Below are 21,420 nucleotides of genomic sequence, written 5' to 3'. Positions count from 1 at the left end.
TGTACTTAGATGAATAGTAATTAATAATAGCTCATTAGCAATTAATATAAATGACAAAGGGATTCTCATGGCATACAGTAAAATACATCCAATTGCCTTAGGCTTAACTCTTGGGATTTTAGCGGGTCTAGGAACCCTTTTTGCCGGATTATTAGCCAACATCTTCTTTAATGGCAAACCCTTTGTTACTACGGTAGGTTCAATGTATGTCACTTATAGCCCTACCATCCAGAATAGTGCTATTGGCGGCTTAATGGCTTTTCTAGGCGCTCTGGTTGGAGGCTACGTTGCAGCCTGGGTTTATAATATATTATGTGAATATATTTAATTGATGGCATAAGATTCTTTATAACCCTGGATAATTGCTAAGCAGAGTCCGCTTTTCTTGACAATTAACATCATGGGCCTTAGCATTCATTGATTAAGAGTTAGAGGATATACAATGACTATTGACCGTTTGCGTAGCTTAGTAAATGAAGATTTTGACGCGGTTAATCATCTCATTATTGATAAAATTCAATCCGATGTTGGTTTAATTCAAGACTTATCACAACATATCGTAGAAAGTGGTGGCAAACGTTTACGCCCACTTCTTGTTCTTCTAAGCAGTAATGCCTGTGGCTATCAGGGAAAACATCATATTACCCTGGCGGCAATGATTGAGTTCTTCCATACCGCGACCTTATTGCATGATGATGTCGTAGACGAATCCACCTTAAGAAGAGGCAGGGAAACCGCAAATAGTATTTGGGGAAGTAAGGCCAGTGTCTTAGTGGGTGATTATCTTTTGACCCAATCGGTAAAGCTCATGGTACAAGTCGGTAATCCTGCTATTTTAGATTTAATCGCAGATACCTCCCATCAAATCAGCTGTGGGGAAGTAAAACAACTGACTAATCGTCATAACCCAGGTTTAGAATTTAATGATTATTTTGATGTAATTCGCTCTAAAACGGCTCTTTTGTTTGCAACCGCCGCCTGTATTGGCCCTATCCTTAGTGATGCTAATCAAGAAATTAGAGATAGCCTTTATGCTTATGGCCTGCATCTTGGAAATGCGTTCCAACTTATTGATGATGCGCTTGATTATTGCTCGGATGCTAAAACGATGGGTAAAAATGTTGGCGATGATCTAGCCGATGGTAAAGCAACCCTGCCGCTTATTCATGCCTTAAAATATGGTAATGACACCCAGAAAATGCAAATTAAAGAAAGTTTACAGCAAGGGAGCTTAAAATATCTGCCTGAAATTCTTGCGGCTATTGAGGACACCCAAGCAATTGCTTATACCCAAAAAGTAGCAACCCAAGAAATTGATTTAGCATTAACCTCCTTAATGGTATTACCGGAATCAGAATACAAAACCGCCTTGATTGATTTAGCGCATTTTGCCATTAAACGCACCTACTAAAACAAACTGTAGTTAGCCTGGAGCACTAAGTTCAGGCTTATACCACAAACCTAGCAAAAATATATTCATCTTCCTCAGATTCAGCCCGTTATATAGCTGAACAAGCGCCGATTAAAATAATTAGCCCCTGCTAATTTTCTGTTCTATACTCTATTACAACACGGGTCATTATAAATGGCCTAGGTACATGCTAAGATTTAAGATATCCTCAACACGATGTTTTGCTTTTGGATAGACAGAAGAATTCATGACGAAGTACACACTATTCAATTAGCATCAAATGCATGCTCGAATCTATAAGGTTTATTAATGAATGCTGGCGTCTTGAAAAAATATCAGATTGAAACCTATGTATTAATTATCTTCCCGATTTTATGGATTCTTGTCTCAGGTTTTTTTGAAAAGCCGTGGTTTTCTATTATCCGCTCAGATCACTGGGATCTCTGGTCAAGAAGTTTGTTTTTTGGCGGTGATATGCTTAAGCTTGGTTTTATTGTTATTTATATCTATCTTTATTTTAAATTATTTATTTGGTTAAGTGGCTTTATCCGTAGGAAACTCTTTAAAGAGCAAATCCCCGCTTCGACCAATATGAAATTATTTTTAGCAAGCTTTCTCTATATGACTTTTGCAGTGTTCTGCGCTACCTTACTCTTAATCTACACGGTAAGGCAATCTTCTATGCTCTCATCAACTTCTAAAATGATTTCATCCAGCGAGCTCTATATGCAAATAGATCTACGGCTGTTTCCCAAGGATCCTCGCATTCAGATGGTTGATTTTTTTACTCATTCAAGTTGGGATTTTTGGCTTACTTATATTTACCGGAAATTAGACTGGGTTTTTGCCCTGGTACTGATAGGGCTGGTCTTATTCAAAAAAACCTTATTTAGAAAGTACCTGCTCGCCTTTTTTCTTGCGCCAACCATCGCCCTCCCTATGTGGTTGGCAGGGCCTGCAATAACCCCCAATGAGATGTATCGGGTAAACATGTTTTCAGTGCCTGCGGTGACGCCCTATCAAGAAGCATATAAAAAACTTACCCTAGGACCTCATTTAGATAAATTTTTAAATTACGTTGGTGAGAATATTGAAAATCCAGTGCAAAAATACCCCATAATTTCCACTAATCCCAGTATGCATGTATGCTGGGGTTTTCTTATCACTTATTTCGCTATACTTTTATGGCGACCGCTGGCCTTTATTTTTATACCTTGGTTTGTCCTGACGGCCTTATCGACAATTTACACTTTTCAACATTATCTAATTGATATTCCAGCCGGTATCCTTTGTGCAATCATCACTCTTATGGCTACTAGTTATCTATTAAAATTCGAGCAAAGATATTATACCGGGGATTATCGAGCACTCTACTTCCTAGATGTTTTTCAGGAGGATGCAAAAAAATGCCTCAGTTTTATCCGCAACTACAAGAAAAAAAATGCGCTTAATCTTGGTTCCTCTGCGAATTTAGAATAGGTTTGCTTTGCCTAAAGCAAAAACGAACTATTTTAGAGAAACTTGTTTTGCCTTTAGGAAGGGCACCAACTTATCGAGTAGTCCACTAGCCAGGTTCTTGCACGCTTAGCATTAGCGGTTTAAATGCATTTAGATCAGCAATAAAATCTTCATCCATCCGATAGAGTAATGAATCATGCTCAAGGCGTTCAATATAACCAAATTCTTCTAGTTTATGTGCTAAAGCTAAGGTCTCCTCCCCTAGATCATAGCGTAGGCGTGGTACTGAGGAATTCATAATTGCTAACTTATCAACAATGAAAAATTCGCGTATGTTTTTATACTCGGGATCACTAAGATTACTCTTAATTAAATTCATTAGATAGGGATAGTGTTCGAACAAAAACGCCATATCATTATTTTTTTTGGTACTCTGATTATTAAAAGGGGACTCATTAGTTTTGTACTGTTGGTAATAATGATAGCCCACTGCTCCTAAACCACAGCCAATAAACAAACCGAATAGAAAACTCATCATGCACTTATTAGATAAATAACCACAGTATAACATTGAGAAAAAAACAAACAATATTGCGTTTAATTTTATCTCTGTTCGAGATGATTTTTTGCGAGGCGCCCTTCAATGAGCCTATATAGGCCTATAAATTGTAGCGTAGCGTAATTTATAAAAATTTAATCAGTTGTGGTGTTTTACTTTTTCTTTATTTGTTTTAAGCTCCTCATTATTAACTACAAAAAAATCATAGCTATGTTTTATCGCTTTAAACAAGCTTTCTACCTACTTGCTCTATTTTTCACTTACTTTCTGCTTTTCCATTTTTTAATTTTGCAAAAATTGAATAATGATTTTAGCTCCTTTTATAGTGCCGCTTTAGCTTACCTTGATCATGCTAACCCTTATCAGCATTTATCAACCGCTTTTTTAATCAAACCAAGTCCCCTTGCGGTTACCGTTAATCCCCCTTTCTTTATCCTATTATTTAGCCCATTAACTGCCTTTGACTACCCCACTGCCTCACTACTTTGGGCCATTAGTTCGTTAATCTTGGGAGTCGTAGGTTGGCTACTGTGTTTTTATCTAAGCACGAACCACAGTTTTTTTAAACAGAATTGGTTCAATTTAATCCTCATCTATTTAGCCAGCTATGCCTGCCTTATCAATACCAGCTTTAATCAAGTTGCAGGCTTTTTACTTTTTTTAATTATGTTAGGTTATTATTTTTTAATAAAACAAAGGGATTATACTTGTGGCATAGTTTGGGGGCTTGCCGCTGCCCTTAAACTGTTTCCGGGTTTATTTTTTATCTTTGTCTTGGTAGAAAAACGATACAAAATTTTTTGGACGATGAGCACTGTTTTTATCCTTGCCTGGTTCCTGCCCTTATTCACACGAGGTAGCGAGATTTATCTGCAGTTTTTTGCAAACTTAAGTGAAATTATTTGGTATGGCAATACATGGAACGCCTCCCTTCTTGCCTATCTCTTTCGCGTTTTCGTCGATATGAATCACCCTACTAATGTGTTGATGATCAAAATTATTTATCAATTATTGTTTATTATGATCTTAGTTTATTATATTAAAAAGCTAAACCAACTTAAAAACAAAATACACTACGGTTTTAGTCTGAGTCTAATTATCATGCTCTTACTAAGTCCCTTTGGCTGGATGTATTATTTCGCTTTACTTCTCCCCGCCTTAATTTTAATTTATCAAACCTTCGCCCAAGAAGAGACCCAGCGCCGAATTACTATCTGGTCAATTTGTCTTTGCCTTATAAATTTACCCATAGAGAATATTCAAGCTCGTTTTATACCCTCCCTCTTCTCCAAGCTTAGCCTATCCTCTATTTATTTTTACGGCTTATTGATGGTATTGGCGTTATTCTTTTATGTGATTAAATTTAATCCCCAACCTTTGCAATTTAAAGCAAAAAGCAATACAGGCTACCTAAGACCTATTGAGTTTATTTTATGTTTTTCCGTATTGGTGGTCTTTGCTACCTTGACCAAACATTTTCAGCAATAAGTTCTGGCGATATTGAAGGGATGAAAAACAGAGCTAGTCTTAGTAAGGGCTTAGGGACGAAAAACTCGTCCCCATGAGCCTGATTTTCTTAACCTTAACTATAAGTAAGATCAATCCATCATAAAAAAAGCGGTGGGTGTTCCTGATAACTACTTGCTAATGATTTCTAACCCACCCAAATAAGGTTGCAGTGCTTTGGGCACGTGGATGTTTCCTTCTTTATCTTGATAATTTTCCATGATTGCCACTAAAGTCCGACCGACAGCTAAACCAGAACCATTTAAAGTATGCACTAATTCAATTTCATTAGTTTCAGGATTTTTATACCGGGCCTTCATGCGGCGAGCCTGGAAGGCTTCCATATTAGAGCAAGAAGAGATTTCACGATAAGTATTTTGACTGGGTAGCCACACTTCTAGATCATAGGTTTTCGCAGAGCCTGCTCCCATATCACCGGTACAAAGCGCCATAACGCGATAAGCGAGATTTAAACGTTGCAGGATAGTCTCTGCATGGTGGGTTAATTGCTCTAATGCGTGATAAGAATCTTGTGGTTTTGTAATCCATACTAATTCAACTTTTTCAAATTGATGTTGTCTTATCATCCCTTTGGTATCTTTACCATAAGAACCCGCTTCACTGCGAAAACACGGTGAATGACAGGCATGGCGAATTGGTAACTGCTCAGCGGGAACAATCATATCACGTACGGTATTAGTAACTGGAATCTCGGCCGTAGAAGTTAAATAATAACCATTATCCACGTTGAGTTTAAATAAGTCTTCTTCAAATTTGGGTAACTGGCCAGTACCTAATAGACTATCCGCATTAACGATGTAGGGGACATAAATTTCCTGGTAACCATGTTCTTCAGTGTGAATATCTAACATGAACTGAATCAAGGCGCGGTGTAGACGCGCAAGCTGGTTTTTCATCACTACAAAACGGCTGCCGGTGATTTTAGCTGCTAGAGCAAAATCCATTTGCCCCAAGGCTTCGCCAAGTTCATCATGAGAACGAACAGTAAAATCAAAACTAGGAACACTACCCCAGCGACGAACCTCTTGGTTTTCTGTCTCGTCTTTACCGACCGGGACAGTCTCATGAGGGATGTTTGGCATGGTTAAAGTAAGTTTTTCAATTTGTTTTAAAAGGCTTTCTAGCTGTGCCTTTTTTTCCTCTAGGGCCACCCCTAACTGAGAAACATTGGCTCGCATGGGCTCAATGTCTTCACCGCGGGCTTTTGCTTCACCAATGGCTTTTGACTTAACATTGCGTTCATTTTGTAAGGCTTGGGTTTCCACTTGTAAACTTTTGCGCTGTTCTTCTAAAGCATTAAATTGCTCTACATCAAATTTATAGCCGCGTTTTGCCAATTGTGCGGCAACAGATTGTGGATCTTCTCGAAGTAATTGACTATCTAACATGAATGGACACTCTAAAATTAAGGTTGATGAAGGGCAGCTAAGGCCGATCGGGCTAATAGTGCTCCTATTAATACCATAGCTAAAGCACCTACATTATTTAACATAATGTTAGCACCAAGCTTCAGCCATTGACTTTCTTTAAACAGCAATAAGGTTTCAGCGGCAAAACTGGAAAAAGTGGTGTAAGCCCCCAAAAAACCGGTAAAAAAGAATAAGCGCCAGTATTCTCCCGCATTATAGCGGCCAACTAAAAAGGTGAGAAGAAAACCAGCCATAAAGGATCCTAGGCAGTTGACTAATAAAGTCCCATAAGGAAAACGCAAACCCCAGGTATTTTGAGCATAAAGTACAGTTAAGTATCGAGCGATTGCTCCTATTGAGCCACCTAAAGCTACAAAAAAATAAGGAGCAATCATCATTGACTTACCTCACAATGCCTCGTGTAGATTGGTTTAACGCATCAATTAGAGGAAGAACCTCAGGACAATCTGCTTGCATTACTTCTAATTCAGCCACCGCTTGTTGCACGGTTAAACCCTTACGGAAAATAATCTTATAGGCCCTGCGTAAACTATCAATCGCCGAAGAAGAAAATCCTCTTCTACGTATACCTACAGTGTTTATTCCACAAGCAGACGTAGTATGGCCTGCAATCATAACATAAGGCAATACGTCTTTAGTCACGTAGGTGGCTCTGGCGATAAACGCATAGGCACCTACGTGGCAAAATTGGTGTACTGCAGCATAAGGGCCTATTGTGGCAAAATTATCTACGATCACATGACCAGATAAAGCGGCATAATTAACCATGACAATTTGGTCGCCTAACATGCAATCATGACCTATATGACAATAAGCCATTAAGAAATTACCATTACCAATACGGGTAATTCCTCCACCTTTAACGGTACCGCGACTAATCATGCAGTATTCGCGGATAACGTTATTATCCCCTATTTCCAAACGCGTAGGTTCACCTTTATAGGTAATATCTTGTGGTTCATCGCCCACTGAGGCAAATTGGAAAATTTTATTATTTTTACCAATCGTAGTTGGTCCTTCAATAACAACATGGGGCCCAATCCAGGTATTTTCCCCTATCTCTACGTCTGCACCAATAATAGTGCCTGGACCAATGCTTACTCCGGCTGCAATTTTAGCAGAAGGATGGATTATTGCGTTTTCATCTATCACTTTTTTACTTCCTTAGCCGCACTTAATAGGTCAGCAGAACAGGCTAATTTATCACCAACGTAAGCTTCGCCATGCATACGCCAAAAATCTCTTTTTTTACCAACCATTTTAACTTCTAAACGTAATTGATCCCCAGGGATTACTACTTGCTTAAAACGTGCATTATCAATACCGGCAAAAAAATGAAGGTATTCATATCCTTCCTTAGGCTCACGCGATAAGTTAGATAAAATAGCACTTGCTTGAGCTAATGCTTCAAGCATTAATACACCAGGCATTATCGGATTACCTGGAAAATGCCCCATGAAAAAGGGTTCGTTCATGGTCACATTTTTAATAGCATGTAAATAATCAAAATCTTTATAATCCAAAACTCTATCCACCAGTATAAATGGATAACGATGAGGTAATAAATTTAGAATCTGATTTATATCTATAAATTCACTCATATCTTATTCTCATTGAAACACAGGATTTTAATGATGGGCTATTATCTAGTGTTTAAGGGTTTGAATCAATTATAAATTGTAAAATTGTATTAATTAGTGTCAATTTTCACTATTTATTTTACGTTCAAGGGTGGTTAACTTAGTGATGTAATCATCTAGACGTCTAAAACGCGCTGCATTTTTACGCCAACGCTGATGCTCATGGATTAAGGTACCTGAAGAATAAATACCTGATTTTGTTAAAGATTTATTGACTGTAGACATCCCACTGATCACCACATCATCGGTCAAACTGATATTGGCAGCTAAACAGCTCGCCCCACCTATGATGCAATCATTACCAATAATGACATGAGCACCAAGTACCGCACATCCAGCAATAGCTGTATGCGCTCCGATATAAACATCATGAGCGATATGCACTAAATTATCGATACAGACTCCCTGTCCAAGATAGGTATCACCTACGGCCCCCCGATCAATAACCGTATTAGCGCCCAGATGAACTTTATCGGCAATAATAAGCCCGCCTAAACTTAATCCTTGTTGCCAATGGCCATGCTCCTTAACATAGTTATAAGGCGCAGCACCTAATACAACACCGGCATTAACGACTACATCAGCGCCAATTTGGGTATTACTGTGTACAGTTACCTGACAATCTAAATAACTGTTTTTGCCAATGGTCACCGAATTATGGATACACGAGTGGGCGCCAAGGTGTACGCCGTCAGCTAATTGGACATTCTCGCCAACCACAGCATAAGGCCCAATGGATACATTATGACCAATTTGCACCGAAGGATGGATGGTCGCGCTTGGATCAATAAAGGCGGGCTTCACTGAAGGGGTAAATAAAGTGGCTATTTGTTTGATTGCAGCTAAGGGATCGCTCACGATGATGGCATGGCTAGGACACCAAGCAAGATGCTCTTCTTTTAACACAATAATGCCGGCTTGAGTGCTACGCAAAGCATCTTTTAAAAGAGGATTATCGAAATAAGTTATATGAGAGGCTTGGGCTCGAGTGAGTGACGATAAACTAGAAATGGCGTACTGGGCATTACCATGCGCTACGCCATCTACTAGTCGTGCTAATTGTTCTAAAGTGAAGCCACTAAGGTCGTTCATTGATTAGTTGATTGCTTTCATCACTTTATCTGTTACATCAAGAGCAGCTACGCTAAATGGAGCAGCATCTTTTTGTACAATCAAGTCGTACTTCTCTTCTTTAGCAATTTTGCTGATTGCTGCGCGTACTTTAGTATATAAGCCTTCCATCGCTTCGTTATGAGCGGTGCTTAACTCTTGTTGATATTGTTGACCATCACGCTCAAATTGTTGTTGCGCTGCAAGAATTTTCTTTTCTAAATCTTTCTTTTGGCTAGCAGTTAAAATAGCGCTATCACGCTTGAATTTTTCCATATCGCCTTTCAAACTCGTTTCAGCAGCAACTAATTTATCACGACGTGGTTTAAATTGCGCTTCTAATTTTTGTTGAATACTTTTCATTTGACTTGAGGTTTGCATGATTTTTTGTAAATCAACGACCCCAATTTTTGCTGAGTCAGCAAAAACGCTGGTAGTCAAAATACTAAAAAATAATGCGATTAACAATGCACCAAAACGCTTCATATTTATCTCCTAATTTAAAGACTGGGATGCTAGCACAATTCGCATAAGGTTGCGATATGTACAGCATTCATTTCATCAATCCTAAACCAGTCCTGAAGCTCAATGCAAGGGGACTGGTAGGATCATTTAATTTCTTCTTGTTTTTTCCTTAGAAACCAGAGGATAACGCAAATTGGAACAATTGCGTTTGATCGGTTGGCTGTGGGTTTAACGCTTTAGCAAGACTAAAGGCCAGGGGACCGAAGGGCGAGCGCCATTCAACAGAGATACCCGCTGAATAACGTAAAGGCCCTGCTGCAGTACCTCTTAGAGCAGCCGGCGTACCATTGGCAAACACGTTACCCACATCAGTAAAAATGGTCGTTCTGAAACTATCGCGGCTCAAAGGATACGGTAAAATAAGCCCTGCAGTGCCATTGACTAAGAAATTCGCCCCCATGGAATTACCCATATTATCTAAGGGGCCTAAAGAGTAACTGTCATAACCACGTACCTGTCCTGGTTGGGCCGTACCCCCAGCATAAAAATTCTCAAAGAATGGTAAACCATCATCATTAAAGGAGTTTCCATAACCTACATTACCTAGAATAGAAAAAATCCATCCTTTAAAGAGAGGATAATATAAATGGGCTTGATAAGAACTCTTATAATAAGTTAGCGATTGAGAGGTTGCAGGTAAAGCCACAAAAGCAATTGCCTGTTGGTTAAATCCCCTCGTAGGATAAGGCATTTGATCGTAAGTGTTTCTACTCCACCCCGAACTCAAACGCACCTCTTGGAAATGCTGGCCATATAAATTAACAAAATTTTGAATCGGTATAACCAAACCCACGGACTTAATGTTAACGTCCTGGTAGCCATATCCAAGCTGGAAACTACTTGTTTCACCTAGTGGGAAGTTATAATTAATATCGCCGCCATAGCGATCGGAGCTATAGGTACTTACATTAAGGTTTTGCGGGTCGATTCGTGAGTAATAAAGACTTGCACCCCGTCCAACACCGGTATCGGTATAGAAAGGATTATAATAATTTACGGAATAATCTTGTCCCCATTTACTGGCATTAAACGCAGCACCCATTGAGCGGCCAGTACCCATAAAATTATGCTGGTTTACCGAGGTATTAAATTGATAACCGTTGGTACCATAACCTATCGAGGCACTCGCTTCTGCAGAAGGGGCTTCCTCCACCTGCACGTCCAAATCCACCTGGTTATTCGTACCTGGTACTGGGTTTGTTTTTACATCAATATTTTTTAAATAACCGAGTAATTTTAAATGCCGCTCCGATTCTTTAATATTATGTAGGGATAATAAACCACCCTCGTCCTGACGAATCACGCTACGTAATACGTAGTCACCAGTTTTAGTATTTCCATGGAAATTAATACGTCGAACATAAACATGCCGACCTGGCTCAATCATAAAGGTGATAAACACCGTTTTATTTTCTTCATCAATGCGTGGTTCTGCGTTAATAGCCGGGAAACCATATCCCACATCACCTAAAGCTAAACCAAGGGCTGAGATAGTTTCCGTTACTTTTTTACGAGAAAAAACATTCCCTTTTTTGACTTGAACCAAAGAATCAAGCTTTTTTCTAGGTAAAATTAATTTACCCGCCAAATCATACCCTGAAAAATGATATTGGGGCCCTTCTTCAATATGAATGTTAATGTATACATCTTTACGATCCGGAGATAATAAGACTTGCGAAGAAATAATATTGAACTTTAGATAACCTCGATCAAGATAGAAAGATCGCAAGGCTTCTAAAGAGGCATCCATACTCGCTTTAGAGTACTGATCTTTTTTAGTAAAATAAGTAAACAAATTGCTAGCACTTAGTGCAAACTCAGGCATTAAATCATTTTTAGTAAAATCATGGTTACCAATGATATTAATTTCTTTAATTCGAGAAACCCGTCCTTCTGAAACGGTAATGGTAATAGCGACTCTATTTTCAGTTAAAGAAGTAATTTTGGTATCAATACGAGAATTATATTTACCCCTTGATACATAAGCTTGTTTTAACTCTTTTTCTAAACGCTCAAGGGAAGATTTTTGAAAGATACGCCCTTTAACTAGGCCCATTTCCTTCAGGAAGTCTTTCATTTTATCGCTAGGGATTTCTTTATTGCCTACTACAGAAATGGAACCAATAGTTGCCCGTTCCACGACATTAACTATTAAAGTATTTCCTTGACGTTCCAGGGAAACAGACTGGAAAAAGCCCGTATCGTATAAAGTTTTAATGATCTGACCCGTGGAACTTGGACCAATTTCTTCACCGACTTGCACTGGAATATAATTTAAGACTGTCCCCGTAGAAACGCGTTGCAAACCGGTCACTTTAATATCGCGCACAATAAAGCCATCTTGAGCAGCCATAGTTTGTGTGGACCAGACTAAAAGGGTAGAACAACAAACGCCTAATACTAATTTATTACTGACTATTTTCATTATTATTTTACGTCCACTACTACGTGCACAGGAATTAAAAAAACAAATTCTGCCGCACAGCAAAAATTGAATCCGTTTTATAGGAAGTGGGGACTACTGTCAAGTTTCCCTTTCACTAAATTTGAATTGTTGTTAAAAAATTGACCTGGAGCTTAACTCGTTAATCTTGAAATGTCATTCGTAAGCGCTATAAACATTAAGGCCATAACAAAAGCTAAACCAATATAAACCCCGACCGATTTTACACTATCTGATAAGGGTTTCCCTCTAATAATTTCCAAGACATAATATAACAAATGCCCCCCATCCAACATAGGGACGGGTAATAAATTTAAAGCGCCCAAGCTAATGCTCACCAACGCTAAGAAAAATAAATAAGAAACTAAACCACCCCGCCCTGAATCACCGGCGCCTTGGGCAATACCAACAGGGCCGCTAATGGTATTTAATCCTAATTTTCCAGTAACTAATCGTCCCATTAAGACAAAAGTAGTAGAAGTCAAATCAACCGTTTGTTTAAAGGCCGTTCCCAAAGCAGAAAGAGGCGCCTCGCGCTGTAAACGCAACCAATGGGCGGGCCAATTTACTTTTTGCGAGCGCACCCCAATAAAGCCGGTTATGGTGCCATTGTTGTTTTGAGAGCCTATAGTTAGCGAGATTTCACTCAATTTTTTATCGCGCATCACGCCTAAAAGAAGGCTTTCTCCAGGATGATCACGGACAAAATCAACTAAAAACATCCAGTCGTCGAGAGGCTTGTGGTTAACGTTTACTATTTTATCGTTCAGACGAAGTCCTGCCTTGTCAGCAGGTGAGTCAGCAACTACCTCACCCACTATGGGAGGTATACTAGGAATAAAGGGCTCAATGCCTAAACTCGCCAAAGGATCAGGCTTTTTCTCATCCATTTGCCACTGGCTTAAGGGCAACGATAGGTGTTGGATTTTTCCATTGCTTAGAGATTTTACAGTGAGATCTACTGTTGCATCAGAACCAACTAAAGGCATTAAGGAGTATTGGAAATCACGCCAGCTATTAATCTTATCGTCATTAAGAGCAATAATTTCTTGTTTTGAACCTAAGCCGGCCCGAGCCGCTATACTGTCTGGTTTCACCGATTCTATTATTGGTGCTAGAGAATGCATACCAATAATAAGGACCAGCCATAAGGCAAAAAATGCAAAAATAAAATTAAACAATGGACCGGCAATAACAATCGCCATCCTAGCAAGAACAGGCTTATTATTAAATGCTAAATGCTTTTCTTTTTCATCGACAGGGCCTTCAGATTCATCCAGCATTTTGACATAGCCGCCCAGCGGGAACAAAGACCAGGCATATTCAGTCCCTTGCTTATCATGCCAACGAAATAAAACTTTTCCAAACCCAAAAGAAAAGCGTAAAACCTTAACCCCACACCAGCGAGCTACTTGGAAATGACCATACTCATGGATGATAACTAATACGAGTAAAGCCAATAAAAAATACAATAATGTCAATAACATAATGCCTTCTCAAAAAATAGGCCTTAACCTTGTCTATTAGTTAAGTATAGAGCTAATAACTCAGATCGCTGCGGATTACTATTATTTTGGCCAAAATTAACAAAAGTCACACCCAATCCCGCTTCTCGAATCCTGCTAAATCAATTCTAGTTATACATTAAAAAATGTTTATTCCAAAATAAAAAAACGGTAAGGCGGCAATCAAACTGTCTAATCTATCTAAGATGCCACCATGGCCAGGAATTAAAGCCCCAGTATCTTTTAAATTGCAACGTCGCTTTAAGATACTTACAAACAAGTCACCAAAAATTGAAATAATAGCTATTATTATGGCCAAAGCAAACCAAGAAACCCAAGACGGTGGCTTAAAATAAGTTAAACCGGCTAATGCGACGATAAAGACTAAAACTAAACCACCCATGGCCCCTTCCCAAGATTTACCAGGACTTACTTGCGGAATTAATTTATGTTTTCCGCAACGTTTTCCTGCCAGGTAAGCGCCAATATCTGCAGCCCAAACTAAGCAAAGTAGATACAAAATTAAGGCTTTACCTTGGGGTAAAAAATAAAGATGGATCAGACTTTGCAAAAATAAAGGTAATACAGTCAAACTAGCTATAGCCACGATTGGAGCATGTCCCCAATAGGCTTGGGATTTAGGGAAGCTAAGAATGGCGCAAAAAATACCGAGCCACAGCACTAACCCTAGGGTTAACCAGAGGTTAAATAACTCACCACAGGCCCAAAGGCCCAACAACAACAATCCTAAAAAGCTCAGTTGCATGGTTAAATTGGTTAAAGGAATTAATTGCCAGCATTCTCGCCCGGCACTCAGCAGTACCAAAACTACTAGCCCCATGAGCAGCCAAGTAGGCCCATAAAATAAAATTAACAGGACTAAAGGGATTAAAATAAGTGAAGTAATTAAACGTTGCATAAACATAATGAAAGCCTTATCAAAAGGTAGAAACTTGCCCAAAACGTCGTTTACGTTTACCAAAAGACTCCAAAGCAAGTTCGAGTTCTTTTTGATTAAAGTCAGGCCAATGAACTTCAGTAAAATAAAGTTCGGTGTAGGCTAATTGCCATAAGAAAAAATTACTAATTCTTAACTCACCACTCGTGCGTATAAATAAATCAGGCTCAGGTAACTCCTTAGTATCTAGAAAAAGCGAAAACTGTTCTTCGTTGAGTTCATTAAGCACTAACTCGCCATTGAGAACAGCCTGAGTCATTTTCTTAGCAGCAGTCAATACATCCCACTTTCCACCATAATTAACTACTATGTTTAGAGTAAGTTTTTGATTATTTTTGGTTACTTCTTCTGACTCAGTCATTTGCTGTTGCAAAAGCGGCGATAAACGCGTTCTATCACCGGTAAAACGCATTTGCACCTCATTCTCATTAAGCGCATCTAATTCATTTTTTAAAGCCTCAATAAAAAGCTCCATTAAAAAATTGACTTCATCAGTAGGACGTTGCCAATTCTCAGAGCTAAAAGCAAACAAACTTAAATAAGGAATTTTTTTTTCTAGACAAGTACGGATCATTGCCCGAACCGACTCCACACCTGCCTTATGACCTTCAATACGAGGTAAGCCACGACTTTCTGCCCAACGGCCATTACCATCCATTACTATAGCGATGTGTTTAGGTATTTTGTAATCCAAAACGCTTCTTCCTACAACTTAAAATGGCTGATAGTCTAACCGCTTTAGGATAAAAATTTAAGTGGTAAAGCAAAATCAATTCTGTATAGTATTGATCTGTTTTAGCTTATACCTTTTTAAAAAAAGATCAGGTAGCAGCTCTATCTAATGATTAATATTCATTTTTATGAGGGATACATGAAAAAATATTTATCGTCACTACGCCTTCTTTCTAGCTTATTTACTGTTGTCGCGTTTAGTTGCTCTCCCCTTAGCCATGCAAACAATGCTAAGCCTTTTTCTTTATCAGAATATTGGGCTGCAGGCCAAAAAGTAACCTTACAGTTCAATACCGAAGAGCCAGCAAAAACCGACATTCCCTTACATTTAAAGAACAGCCTGACCCTGAATTATGCGGATATTATAAGCCTAGGCGATTTATATGGTATTTTAGGTAGGCCCATTAGCCATGGTATTGATGAAAAACAACGACAAAGGCGTTTTAAAGATGTTTTTGACTCGTTCGCCAAAGCGCCTTTAGCGGTCCATGAAGTCAGCGACCTTAATGCAGTAATAAAAGAAGAGTTACAGCTCGTAGAAACAGGAATACGCGATGGCGAGCCGGCTGAAGAAATATACCAGCGCATCGGAAATAGTATAGGACGAGAAATAAACTGTATTACTGGCGGAGGCTGTGCTCAATATGGATGGTGGCTGTATCCTGGGCGCTATTTGTTACTGGCCCTCGAAGATTTTGATCACTTTAGCCCCAATAATATTGTAGTCTACACGCATGGTCATCAGCTGGCCTTAGCTCAAGCACTAAAAGCAAAACACAGTGGCAACCGCAGTGACTTAGAACAAGCCTATGCCATGGAAGCATTTGCTGCCCATTACCTTTCGGATCAATTTACCGCCGGACATTTAAGAACTCCGAGGGAAGAACTTAATCAAGTAGTTAGCCCGGCCGTTTTAGGCTCTTTATTAGCCAGCTACATGCATCAAGAAGAAAATAAATACGGAATCCATGTGCGCAATGCGTCTGGAGTGCAATGGGTGGTTTACGGCGATACCTCTTATTTTAACCCCTTAAACCAAGTTAACCGCAATATGCTCTTAGCCGCACTGCAAGAATCTGCTGATGAGTTATTTGCTACTTATTACACCGGAATAGCGCCAGAGCATTTTGTAGCTTTAGATATGATTCCTTTTCCTGAACCTTTTTATAAAGAAGATAATTTAGATCTCGCCCCTATGTTTTATTGGGACGATAAAAGTAAACAATTATGGCGTAGAGTCGATTTATCCAACCCCTATGATAAACACTGGACCAACAGTTGGTGGGGATGGAGTACACTAGTGTTGTTAAAAAACCAATACGGAATAAGCTCAACACATCAATTAAGCTTAACTCAATACCTAAAACCCTACATACCGGCAGCGGTTAAGGATGATTTGCTAGGAAGTGACACCGCTCTTACCTAAGGGTTTTCTTTCGATAAGGAATTATAAAGTCTTGATTGCTCATTGAGGTTTTAGCCTAAAAGCTAAGTCTGGGGGCTCACTGCCCTTTTAGGTAAAGAAGAACTATACCTAGAAAGTCCGCAGAGGTATACTGGGGCAAATTTATATTATTGATATTTAGGACTTTATTATGGCAGCAAATAGTCCCGTAGTGCTGATGATTCTCGATGGCTGGGGTTACAGTGAGCAGCAGAAATATAATGCAATTGCAAAGGCTAATACCCCGCAATGGGATGAGTGGTGGCTAAACTGCCCGCATATCCTCTTAGACGCATCCGGCGTATCAGTAGGTTTACCGAATGCTCAAATGGGTAATTCGGAAGTGGGACATATGCACATCGGCGCAGGTCGAGTAGTTCAGCAAGATTTTACCCGCATTAACGATACTATAACCCAAGGTAAATTAACTGCAAATCCGGTGCTAGACGAGTTGACTCAATACTTAATTAACTCTAAAAAAGCTCTTCACCTTATGGGGCTATTATCGCCTGGTGGAGTACATAGCCATGAAGAACATTTATTTGCCCTTTTAGGGTTATGTCACCAGAAACAAATAAATAAGGTTTATTTACATTTATTCTTGGATGGCCGAGATACGCCCCCCCAAAGCGTTCTAGCAAGCATAGCGCGGTTAGACCAACTTATTAAAAACTATTCTTTAGGTAGGATAAGCTCAATCACTGGCCGCTATTATGCCATGGACCGCGATCAACGCTGGGAGCGTGTAGAGCCAGTCTATCAGCTTTTAACAGAAGGACAGGCTGCTCATCACTTCACTAATGCCCAAGAAGCAATTAGCTTTTTTTATCAACAAAATCTTAGTGATGAATTCATTCCTCCCTGTAAAATTGGCTCCTGCCCAGCAATTCAAGAGGATGATGCGGTTTTATTTTTTAATTTCCGTGCTGATCGAGCTCGACAATTAACGGCCGCCTTTATCGATCCTAATTTTAGCGGCTTTTATCGAAAAGTAAGGCCTAAATTGGCTTATTTTGCCACTATGACTGAATATGACAAAAATTTGCCAACCACGGTACTATTCCCTCCTAGCGCCATGAATAATACTTTAGGAGAAGTACTTGCTAAGCACGGTTTACGCCAGTTAAGAATAGCGGAAACTGAAAAATACGCGCACGTTACTTTTTTCTTTAACGGCGGAAAAGAACAACTCTTTCTCAATGAACAGAGGACTTTGATTCCCTCCCCGAAAGTAGCTACTTATGACTTACAACCAGAAATGAGCGCACCGCAATTAACTGACACCCTAGTCCAAGCCATTCAAGATAAGGCTTATGATGTAATAATTTGTAATTATGCGAATGCAGATATGGTTGGTCATAGTGGGAATATTGAAGCAGCAATCAAAGCCGTAGAATGCTTAGATCACTGTATGAGTAGAGTTTGGCAGGCGCTAAAACCCTTGCAAGGAAAACTATTAATTACCTCAGATCACGGTAACGCCGAAGAAATGTTTGATGAACATACCCACCAAGCCCATACGGCGCACACCAGTGAACCCGTGCCTTTTTTATACGTAGGAGGAGGTTGGCATTTTAATACCCAGCAAGGCAACCTCACCGATATTGCACCTACTTTGCTTCATTTATTAGGGATTACCCCACCAACTGAAATGACGGGGCATATATTATTGGAAGAAAATAATGGTTAACTACCAGCTCCTACGAGTGAGGCTATTAGCACTCCTAGTGTTGACGATTATTTTTTTACTACCCTTAAATGCGGATAGCACTGGCTCGTCTTCGGTTAGCCAAACCCAAAGTAAATTAAAACAAATCAATAATAAAATTGAGCTTCTTAAACGGACAATAGCCTCAGCGCATGATCGACGAGGCGCATTAAATAAAGAATTGGCCGGAACCGAAAAACAACTCGGTGAGGGTATTAGAAAACTGCGGCTTATCCAACACAACATGGATAAGACAAAACAGAAAATTATGGCTCTGCAAAATAAAATCAATGCGTTAAACCAGCAATTAGCCATGCAACAGCATATGTTAGCTGGGCATGTCCGCGCCCGTTATCAAATGGGAGAATATCAACCGCTAAAGTGGTTATTGGATCAGGAGACACCTCATAAAATCAATCGACTATTAACTTATTATCTTTATATTATCAAATCTCGCCAAGAACTCATTGATCAAATTGATCTTACCCGCGAAAAGCTTACTAAGAATAATGAACAGTTAAACAATGAACTAGCCCTAAATCAACAATTAGAAACCCAATTACTAGCTCATCAACAGCAATTTGAAAAAAATAAAAGTTACCATACCGCCTTAATTGACTCTATCGATGAGGAAATTGAAAGCACCCAAAATACCTTGCTTGAATTTGAAAAAGATAAAAAAAATCTATCTCGTTTACTAGTCTCCTTAGCCCAACGCAGTGTCATTCAGAACACTGTTCCTTTTATTAAGATGCGCAAAAAATTGCCGCTGCCTGTTCTTACTCAGCGTAAGAGCTTGAAAAAGATGAATCAAGGCGTGACAATTTTTGCCGATGAAGGAACTGCCGTCACCGCCATATATCCTGGAAAAGTAGTCTTTAGCGATTGGCTTAAAGGTTATGGATTATTGCTGATTATTGATCATGGGCAAGGCTTTATGACCTTATACGCTCACAATGAATCCCTTTTTAAACATAAAGGCCAAACGGTCAGACAAAATGAACAAATTGCTAGTGTTGGTCATAGCGGCGGGATTAAACAAAACGGTCTATACTTTGAGATAAGGCTACGAGGAAAAGCAATTTCGCCATTAGATTGGCTAGCTTAAGTAGTATGTTTTGTAAGAATGGAGCAGCTGGATTTGTTCCTTGTATGAGTAGAACCATGAACTACTTGTACAACAGGTACCAGAGGCTGTTTTTTTATAGGTAAGCATTCTTTGTAAATAGAAGACGCTTGAAATTGCTTACTTTAATGGGCTACTTGGCATTTAAATTGCATTTTAAAATCAATAATAACAAGTAGGTGGCTGATTTTGTGGCCTTGCATCCGAGGAGATCGCTATGGTTAAAAAAATACTTCCCCGTACTTTGGGTATAGTGTACGCGTTTACATTAGCAGTACCATTAATCGGTTTTGCCGCTGATGATTCGGCTACAGAGAATACTACCGCAAAGCGGATTCCTTTGGAAGATGTGCAACGCTTTTCGAATGCAATTAGTGAAATTAAAAAATATTATGTTAAACCTGTCGACGATAAAGAATTATTTGATAATGCTATTCGAGGCATGGTGGGCAGTCTTGACCCGCATTCAGCTTATCTCGATGAAGAAGAATATCAAGAACTCCAAACGTCAACCAGCGGTGAATTCGGTGGTTTAGGTATTGAAGTGACCATGGAAGATGGGGTGGTGAAAGTGATTACCCCGCTTGTAGATACACCTGCCTTTAAAGCAGGTATTAAATCAGGTGATTACATCATTAAACTAGGTAAAGAATCAGTACAAGGCTTGACCTTAAAAGATGCGGTCAATTTAATGCGTGGAAAAGCCGGTTCACCTATAGAACTTACCGTATTACGCAAAGGGGCAAGTAAGCCTTTAACTTTTGATCTGATCCGGGAAGTGATTCAAATTAAAAGCGTCAAAAGTAAACTACTAAGCGAGGGCTATGGTTATGTGCGTTTAACCCAATTCCAGGCTCAAACCGGTAAAGATATGTTAAAAGCGATTGCCCAATTAAAACAACAATCTAATGGCAAATTAAAAGGTCTCATCTTAGACCTAAGAAACAACCCAGGAGGTTTGCTTGATTCAGCAATTCAAGTATCCGATGCCTTTTTAAGTAATGATAAATCAGGTAAGCAAGAACTTATTGTATATACTGAAGGACGTTTACCTGGCTCAAAATTTACTGCCTTAGCGAATCCTGGGGATGTTTTAGACAATGCGCCTATAGTTGTGCTTATTAATAACGGTTCTGCCTCAGCGTCAGAAATTGTTGCCGGTGCTTTAAAAGATAACAAAAGAGCCCTAATTTTAGGTACCAAAAGCTTTGGCAAAGGTTCGGTACAAACAGTACTACCTCTAGACGCTAAGACGGGAATAAAATTAACCACAGCGCTTTACTACACTCCATCAGGAACGTCTATCCAAGCGAAAGGGATTGTACCTGATATCGTCGTAGAGGAAATGGATGTACCTAAAACTGCCCAAAAGAAATCAGATTTAACGGGATTTAGTGAAGCAGATCTGAGTGGCCACATTATCAATAAGAACAACACTGAAAATAAAGCAGCTAAAAATGAGGTGGATACTAATTTAATCCATGAAGACTATCAATTATACGCAGCCCTAACTGTCCTGGAAGGTATGGCTCTAGCGGTAAACCGTTAATCACTCTCTAAAACTCAGCGCCTGGTGTGCTGAGTTTACCCGCACAGCCTCTTCATTAGCTTATTAAGAGTATTCCTACCCGTAGGTAGTCCTTCATCTAAGCCTGGCAATGCAGCAGTAAATTGTTTTTTATAACCAGTATTTATATTTTATAGTCTATTTTGAATTTTATGTTATAACTCATGTTACGCACATAAACTTGTAGTTTGACTAAAAAGCATTAGAATTCCGCCCTTAATTTTAGGGAGGGAATTAAATGGATATGCTTGATCTTTATAGTGATTATTTGATTTTC

General features: G+C 39.2%; 19 protein-coding genes. 8 read left to right on the top strand and 11 right to left on the bottom strand.

What is annotated here, in order from left to right; genetic code table 11:
* Nucleotides 1-67: 67 nt before the first annotated feature.
* From ELY15_RS01715 to ELY15_RS01705, 3 genes are all read left to right on the top strand, one after another.
* Nucleotides 68-328 (top strand): hypothetical protein, encoded by a 261-nt coding sequence (locus ELY15_RS01715; RefSeq protein WP_127097935.1) that lies wholly within the window; start codon nt 68-70, stop codon nt 326-328.
* A gap of 114 nt (nt 329-442) precedes the next feature.
* On the top strand, nt 443-1,411 hold the full coding sequence (locus ELY15_RS01710; RefSeq protein WP_127097934.1) for a polyprenyl synthetase family protein: 969 nt from the start codon (nt 443-445) through the stop codon (nt 1,409-1,411).
* Nucleotides 1,412-1,720: 309 nt separating this feature from the next.
* Complete coding sequence (locus ELY15_RS01705; RefSeq protein WP_127097933.1) at nt 1,721-2,890, top strand: phosphatase PAP2 family protein; 1,170 nt, start codon at nt 1,721-1,723, stop codon at nt 2,888-2,890.
* 85 nt (nt 2,891-2,975) lie between these two features.
* Here the strand turns inward: ELY15_RS01705 and ELY15_RS01700 are convergent, their stop codons facing one another.
* Nucleotides 2,976-3,407 (bottom strand): hypothetical protein, encoded by a 432-nt coding sequence (locus ELY15_RS01700; protein WP_127097932.1) that lies wholly within the window; start codon nt 3,405-3,407, stop codon nt 2,976-2,978.
* A 318-nt stretch (nt 3,408-3,725) separates the two neighbouring features.
* Here ELY15_RS01700 and ELY15_RS01695 point away from each other — a divergent pair, with 318 nt between their 5' ends.
* Entirely contained in the window at nt 3,726-4,916 is a 1,191-nt protein-coding gene (locus ELY15_RS01695) for a glycosyltransferase family 87 protein (protein ID WP_158617396.1), read from the top strand.
* 149 nt (nt 4,917-5,065) lie between these two features.
* Here the strand turns inward: ELY15_RS01695 and serS are convergent, their stop codons facing one another.
* The 10 genes from serS to ELY15_RS01645 all read right to left on the bottom strand — a co-directional run bounded on the left by serS (nt 5,066) and on the right by ELY15_RS01645 (nt 15,260).
* On the bottom strand, nt 5,066-6,343 hold the full coding sequence (gene serS / locus ELY15_RS01690; protein WP_127097930.1) for a serine--tRNA ligase: 1,278 nt from the start codon (nt 6,341-6,343) through the stop codon (nt 5,066-5,068).
* Nucleotides 6,344-6,360: 17 nt separating this feature from the next.
* Nucleotides 6,361-6,762 carry a fluoride efflux transporter CrcB gene (crcB, locus tag ELY15_RS01685; protein WP_127097929.1) on the bottom strand — a complete coding sequence of 134 codons (402 nt, stop codon included), beginning with the start codon at nt 6,760-6,762 and terminating at the stop codon, nt 6,361-6,363.
* Between the two features lie 4 nt (nt 6,763-6,766).
* A complete protein-coding gene (gene lpxA, locus ELY15_RS01680) occupies nt 6,767-7,537 on the bottom strand; it encodes an acyl-ACP--UDP-N-acetylglucosamine O-acyltransferase (protein WP_127097928.1) in 771 nt (256 codons plus the stop codon).
* Entirely contained in the window at nt 7,534-7,986 is a 453-nt protein-coding gene (gene fabZ / locus ELY15_RS01675; RefSeq protein WP_127097927.1) for a 3-hydroxyacyl-ACP dehydratase FabZ, read from the bottom strand. Before fabZ ends, lpxA begins: the two co-directional genes overlap by 4 nt.
* A 99-nt stretch (nt 7,987-8,085) precedes the next feature.
* Nucleotides 8,086-9,117 (bottom strand): UDP-3-O-(3-hydroxymyristoyl)glucosamine N-acyltransferase, encoded by a 1,032-nt coding sequence (gene lpxD, locus ELY15_RS01670; protein WP_127097926.1) that lies wholly within the window; start codon nt 9,115-9,117, stop codon nt 8,086-8,088.
* A 3-nt stretch (nt 9,118-9,120) separates the two neighbouring features.
* Complete coding sequence (locus ELY15_RS01665) at nt 9,121-9,621, bottom strand: OmpH family outer membrane protein (protein WP_127097925.1); 501 nt, start codon at nt 9,619-9,621, stop codon at nt 9,121-9,123.
* Between the two features lie 148 nt (nt 9,622-9,769).
* On the bottom strand, nt 9,770-12,085 hold the full coding sequence (gene bamA / locus ELY15_RS01660; RefSeq protein ID WP_127097924.1) for an outer membrane protein assembly factor BamA: 2,316 nt from the start codon (nt 12,083-12,085) through the stop codon (nt 9,770-9,772).
* A gap of 152 nt (nt 12,086-12,237) precedes the next feature.
* Nucleotides 12,238-13,590 (bottom strand): RIP metalloprotease RseP, encoded by a 1,353-nt coding sequence (rseP, locus tag ELY15_RS01655; RefSeq protein ID WP_127097923.1) that lies wholly within the window; start codon nt 13,588-13,590, stop codon nt 12,238-12,240.
* Nucleotides 13,591-13,747: 157 nt separating this feature from the next.
* Nucleotides 13,748-14,533, bottom strand: coding sequence for a phosphatidate cytidylyltransferase (locus ELY15_RS01650; protein ID WP_127097922.1), 786 nt, complete (start codon nt 14,531-14,533; stop codon nt 13,748-13,750).
* Nucleotides 14,534-14,546: 13 nt separating this feature from the next.
* Nucleotides 14,547-15,260, bottom strand: coding sequence for an isoprenyl transferase (locus tag ELY15_RS01645; RefSeq protein WP_127097921.1), 714 nt, complete (start codon nt 15,258-15,260; stop codon nt 14,547-14,549).
* A gap of 177 nt (nt 15,261-15,437) precedes the next feature.
* Between ELY15_RS01645 and ELY15_RS01640 the strand changes: the two genes are divergently transcribed.
* The 4 genes from ELY15_RS01640 to ELY15_RS01625 all read left to right on the top strand — a co-directional run bounded on the left by ELY15_RS01640 (nt 15,438) and on the right by ELY15_RS01625 (nt 21,125).
* Nucleotides 15,438-16,724 carry a phospholipase gene (locus ELY15_RS01640; RefSeq protein WP_127097920.1) on the top strand — a complete coding sequence of 429 codons (1,287 nt, stop codon included), beginning with the start codon at nt 15,438-15,440 and terminating at the stop codon, nt 16,722-16,724.
* Nucleotides 16,725-16,893: 169 nt separating this feature from the next.
* Complete coding sequence (gpmI, locus tag ELY15_RS01635) at nt 16,894-18,432, top strand: 2,3-bisphosphoglycerate-independent phosphoglycerate mutase (protein ID WP_127097919.1); 1,539 nt, start codon at nt 16,894-16,896, stop codon at nt 18,430-18,432.
* A complete protein-coding gene (locus ELY15_RS01630) occupies nt 18,425-19,558 on the top strand; it encodes a murein hydrolase activator EnvC (RefSeq protein WP_127097918.1) in 1,134 nt (377 codons plus the stop codon). The genes gpmI and ELY15_RS01630 overlap by 8 nt, the downstream gene beginning before the upstream one ends.
* A gap of 235 nt (nt 19,559-19,793) precedes the next feature.
* On the top strand, nt 19,794-21,125 hold the full coding sequence (locus tag ELY15_RS01625; RefSeq protein WP_127097917.1) for a S41 family peptidase: 1,332 nt from the start codon (nt 19,794-19,796) through the stop codon (nt 21,123-21,125).
* The last annotated feature ends 295 nt before the right edge of the window (nt 21,126-21,420 follow it).

The sequence above is a fragment of the Legionella sp. km772 genome (genome assembly GCF_003989735.1).
Classification (GTDB): Bacteria; Pseudomonadota; Gammaproteobacteria; order Legionellales; family Legionellaceae; genus Legionella.
Note: the sequence above shows the minus strand (reverse complement) of the source record. Positions and strands in the feature narration are given on the sequence as shown.

Bases quoted from the DNA above. Each gene is read 5' to 3' on its own strand.
- fabZ (WP_127097927.1), bottom strand. From the start codon at position 7,986: ATGAGTGAATTTATAGATATAAATCAGATTCTAAATTTATTACCTCAT.
- ELY15_RS01650 (WP_127097922.1), bottom strand. From the start codon at position 14,533: ATGTTTATGCAACGTTTAATTACTTCACTTATTTTAATCCCTTTAGTC.
- ELY15_RS01625 (WP_127097917.1), top strand. From the start codon at position 19,794: ATGGTTAAAAAAATACTTCCCCGTACTTTGGGTATAGTGTACGCGTTT.
- bamA (WP_127097924.1), bottom strand. From the start codon at position 12,085: ATGAAAATAGTCAGTAATAAATTAGTATTAGGCGTTTGTTGTTCTACC.
- rseP (WP_127097923.1), bottom strand. From the start codon at position 13,590: ATGTTATTGACATTATTGTATTTTTTATTGGCTTTACTCGTATTAGTT.
- ELY15_RS01700 (WP_127097932.1), bottom strand. From the start codon at position 3,407: ATGATGAGTTTTCTATTCGGTTTGTTTATTGGCTGTGGTTTAGGAGCA.
- ELY15_RS01705 (WP_127097933.1), top strand. From the start codon at position 1,721: ATGAATGCTGGCGTCTTGAAAAAATATCAGATTGAAACCTATGTATTA.
- serS (WP_127097930.1), bottom strand. From the start codon at position 6,343: ATGTTAGATAGTCAATTACTTCGAGAAGATCCACAATCTGTTGCCGCA.
- ELY15_RS01640 (WP_127097920.1), top strand. From the start codon at position 15,438: ATGAAAAAATATTTATCGTCACTACGCCTTCTTTCTAGCTTATTTACT.
- lpxD (WP_127097926.1), bottom strand. From the start codon at position 9,117: ATGAACGACCTTAGTGGCTTCACTTTAGAACAATTAGCACGACTAGTA.
- crcB (WP_127097929.1), bottom strand. From the start codon at position 6,762: ATGATGATTGCTCCTTATTTTTTTGTAGCTTTAGGTGGCTCAATAGGA.
- gpmI (WP_127097919.1), top strand. From the start codon at position 16,894: ATGGCAGCAAATAGTCCCGTAGTGCTGATGATTCTCGATGGCTGGGGT.
- ELY15_RS01715 (WP_127097935.1), top strand. From the start codon at position 68: ATGGCATACAGTAAAATACATCCAATTGCCTTAGGCTTAACTCTTGGG.
- ELY15_RS01665 (WP_127097925.1), bottom strand. From the start codon at position 9,621: ATGAAGCGTTTTGGTGCATTGTTAATCGCATTATTTTTTAGTATTTTG.
- ELY15_RS01630 (WP_127097918.1), top strand. From the start codon at position 18,425: ATGGTTAACTACCAGCTCCTACGAGTGAGGCTATTAGCACTCCTAGTG.
- ELY15_RS01710 (WP_127097934.1), top strand. From the start codon at position 443: ATGACTATTGACCGTTTGCGTAGCTTAGTAAATGAAGATTTTGACGCG.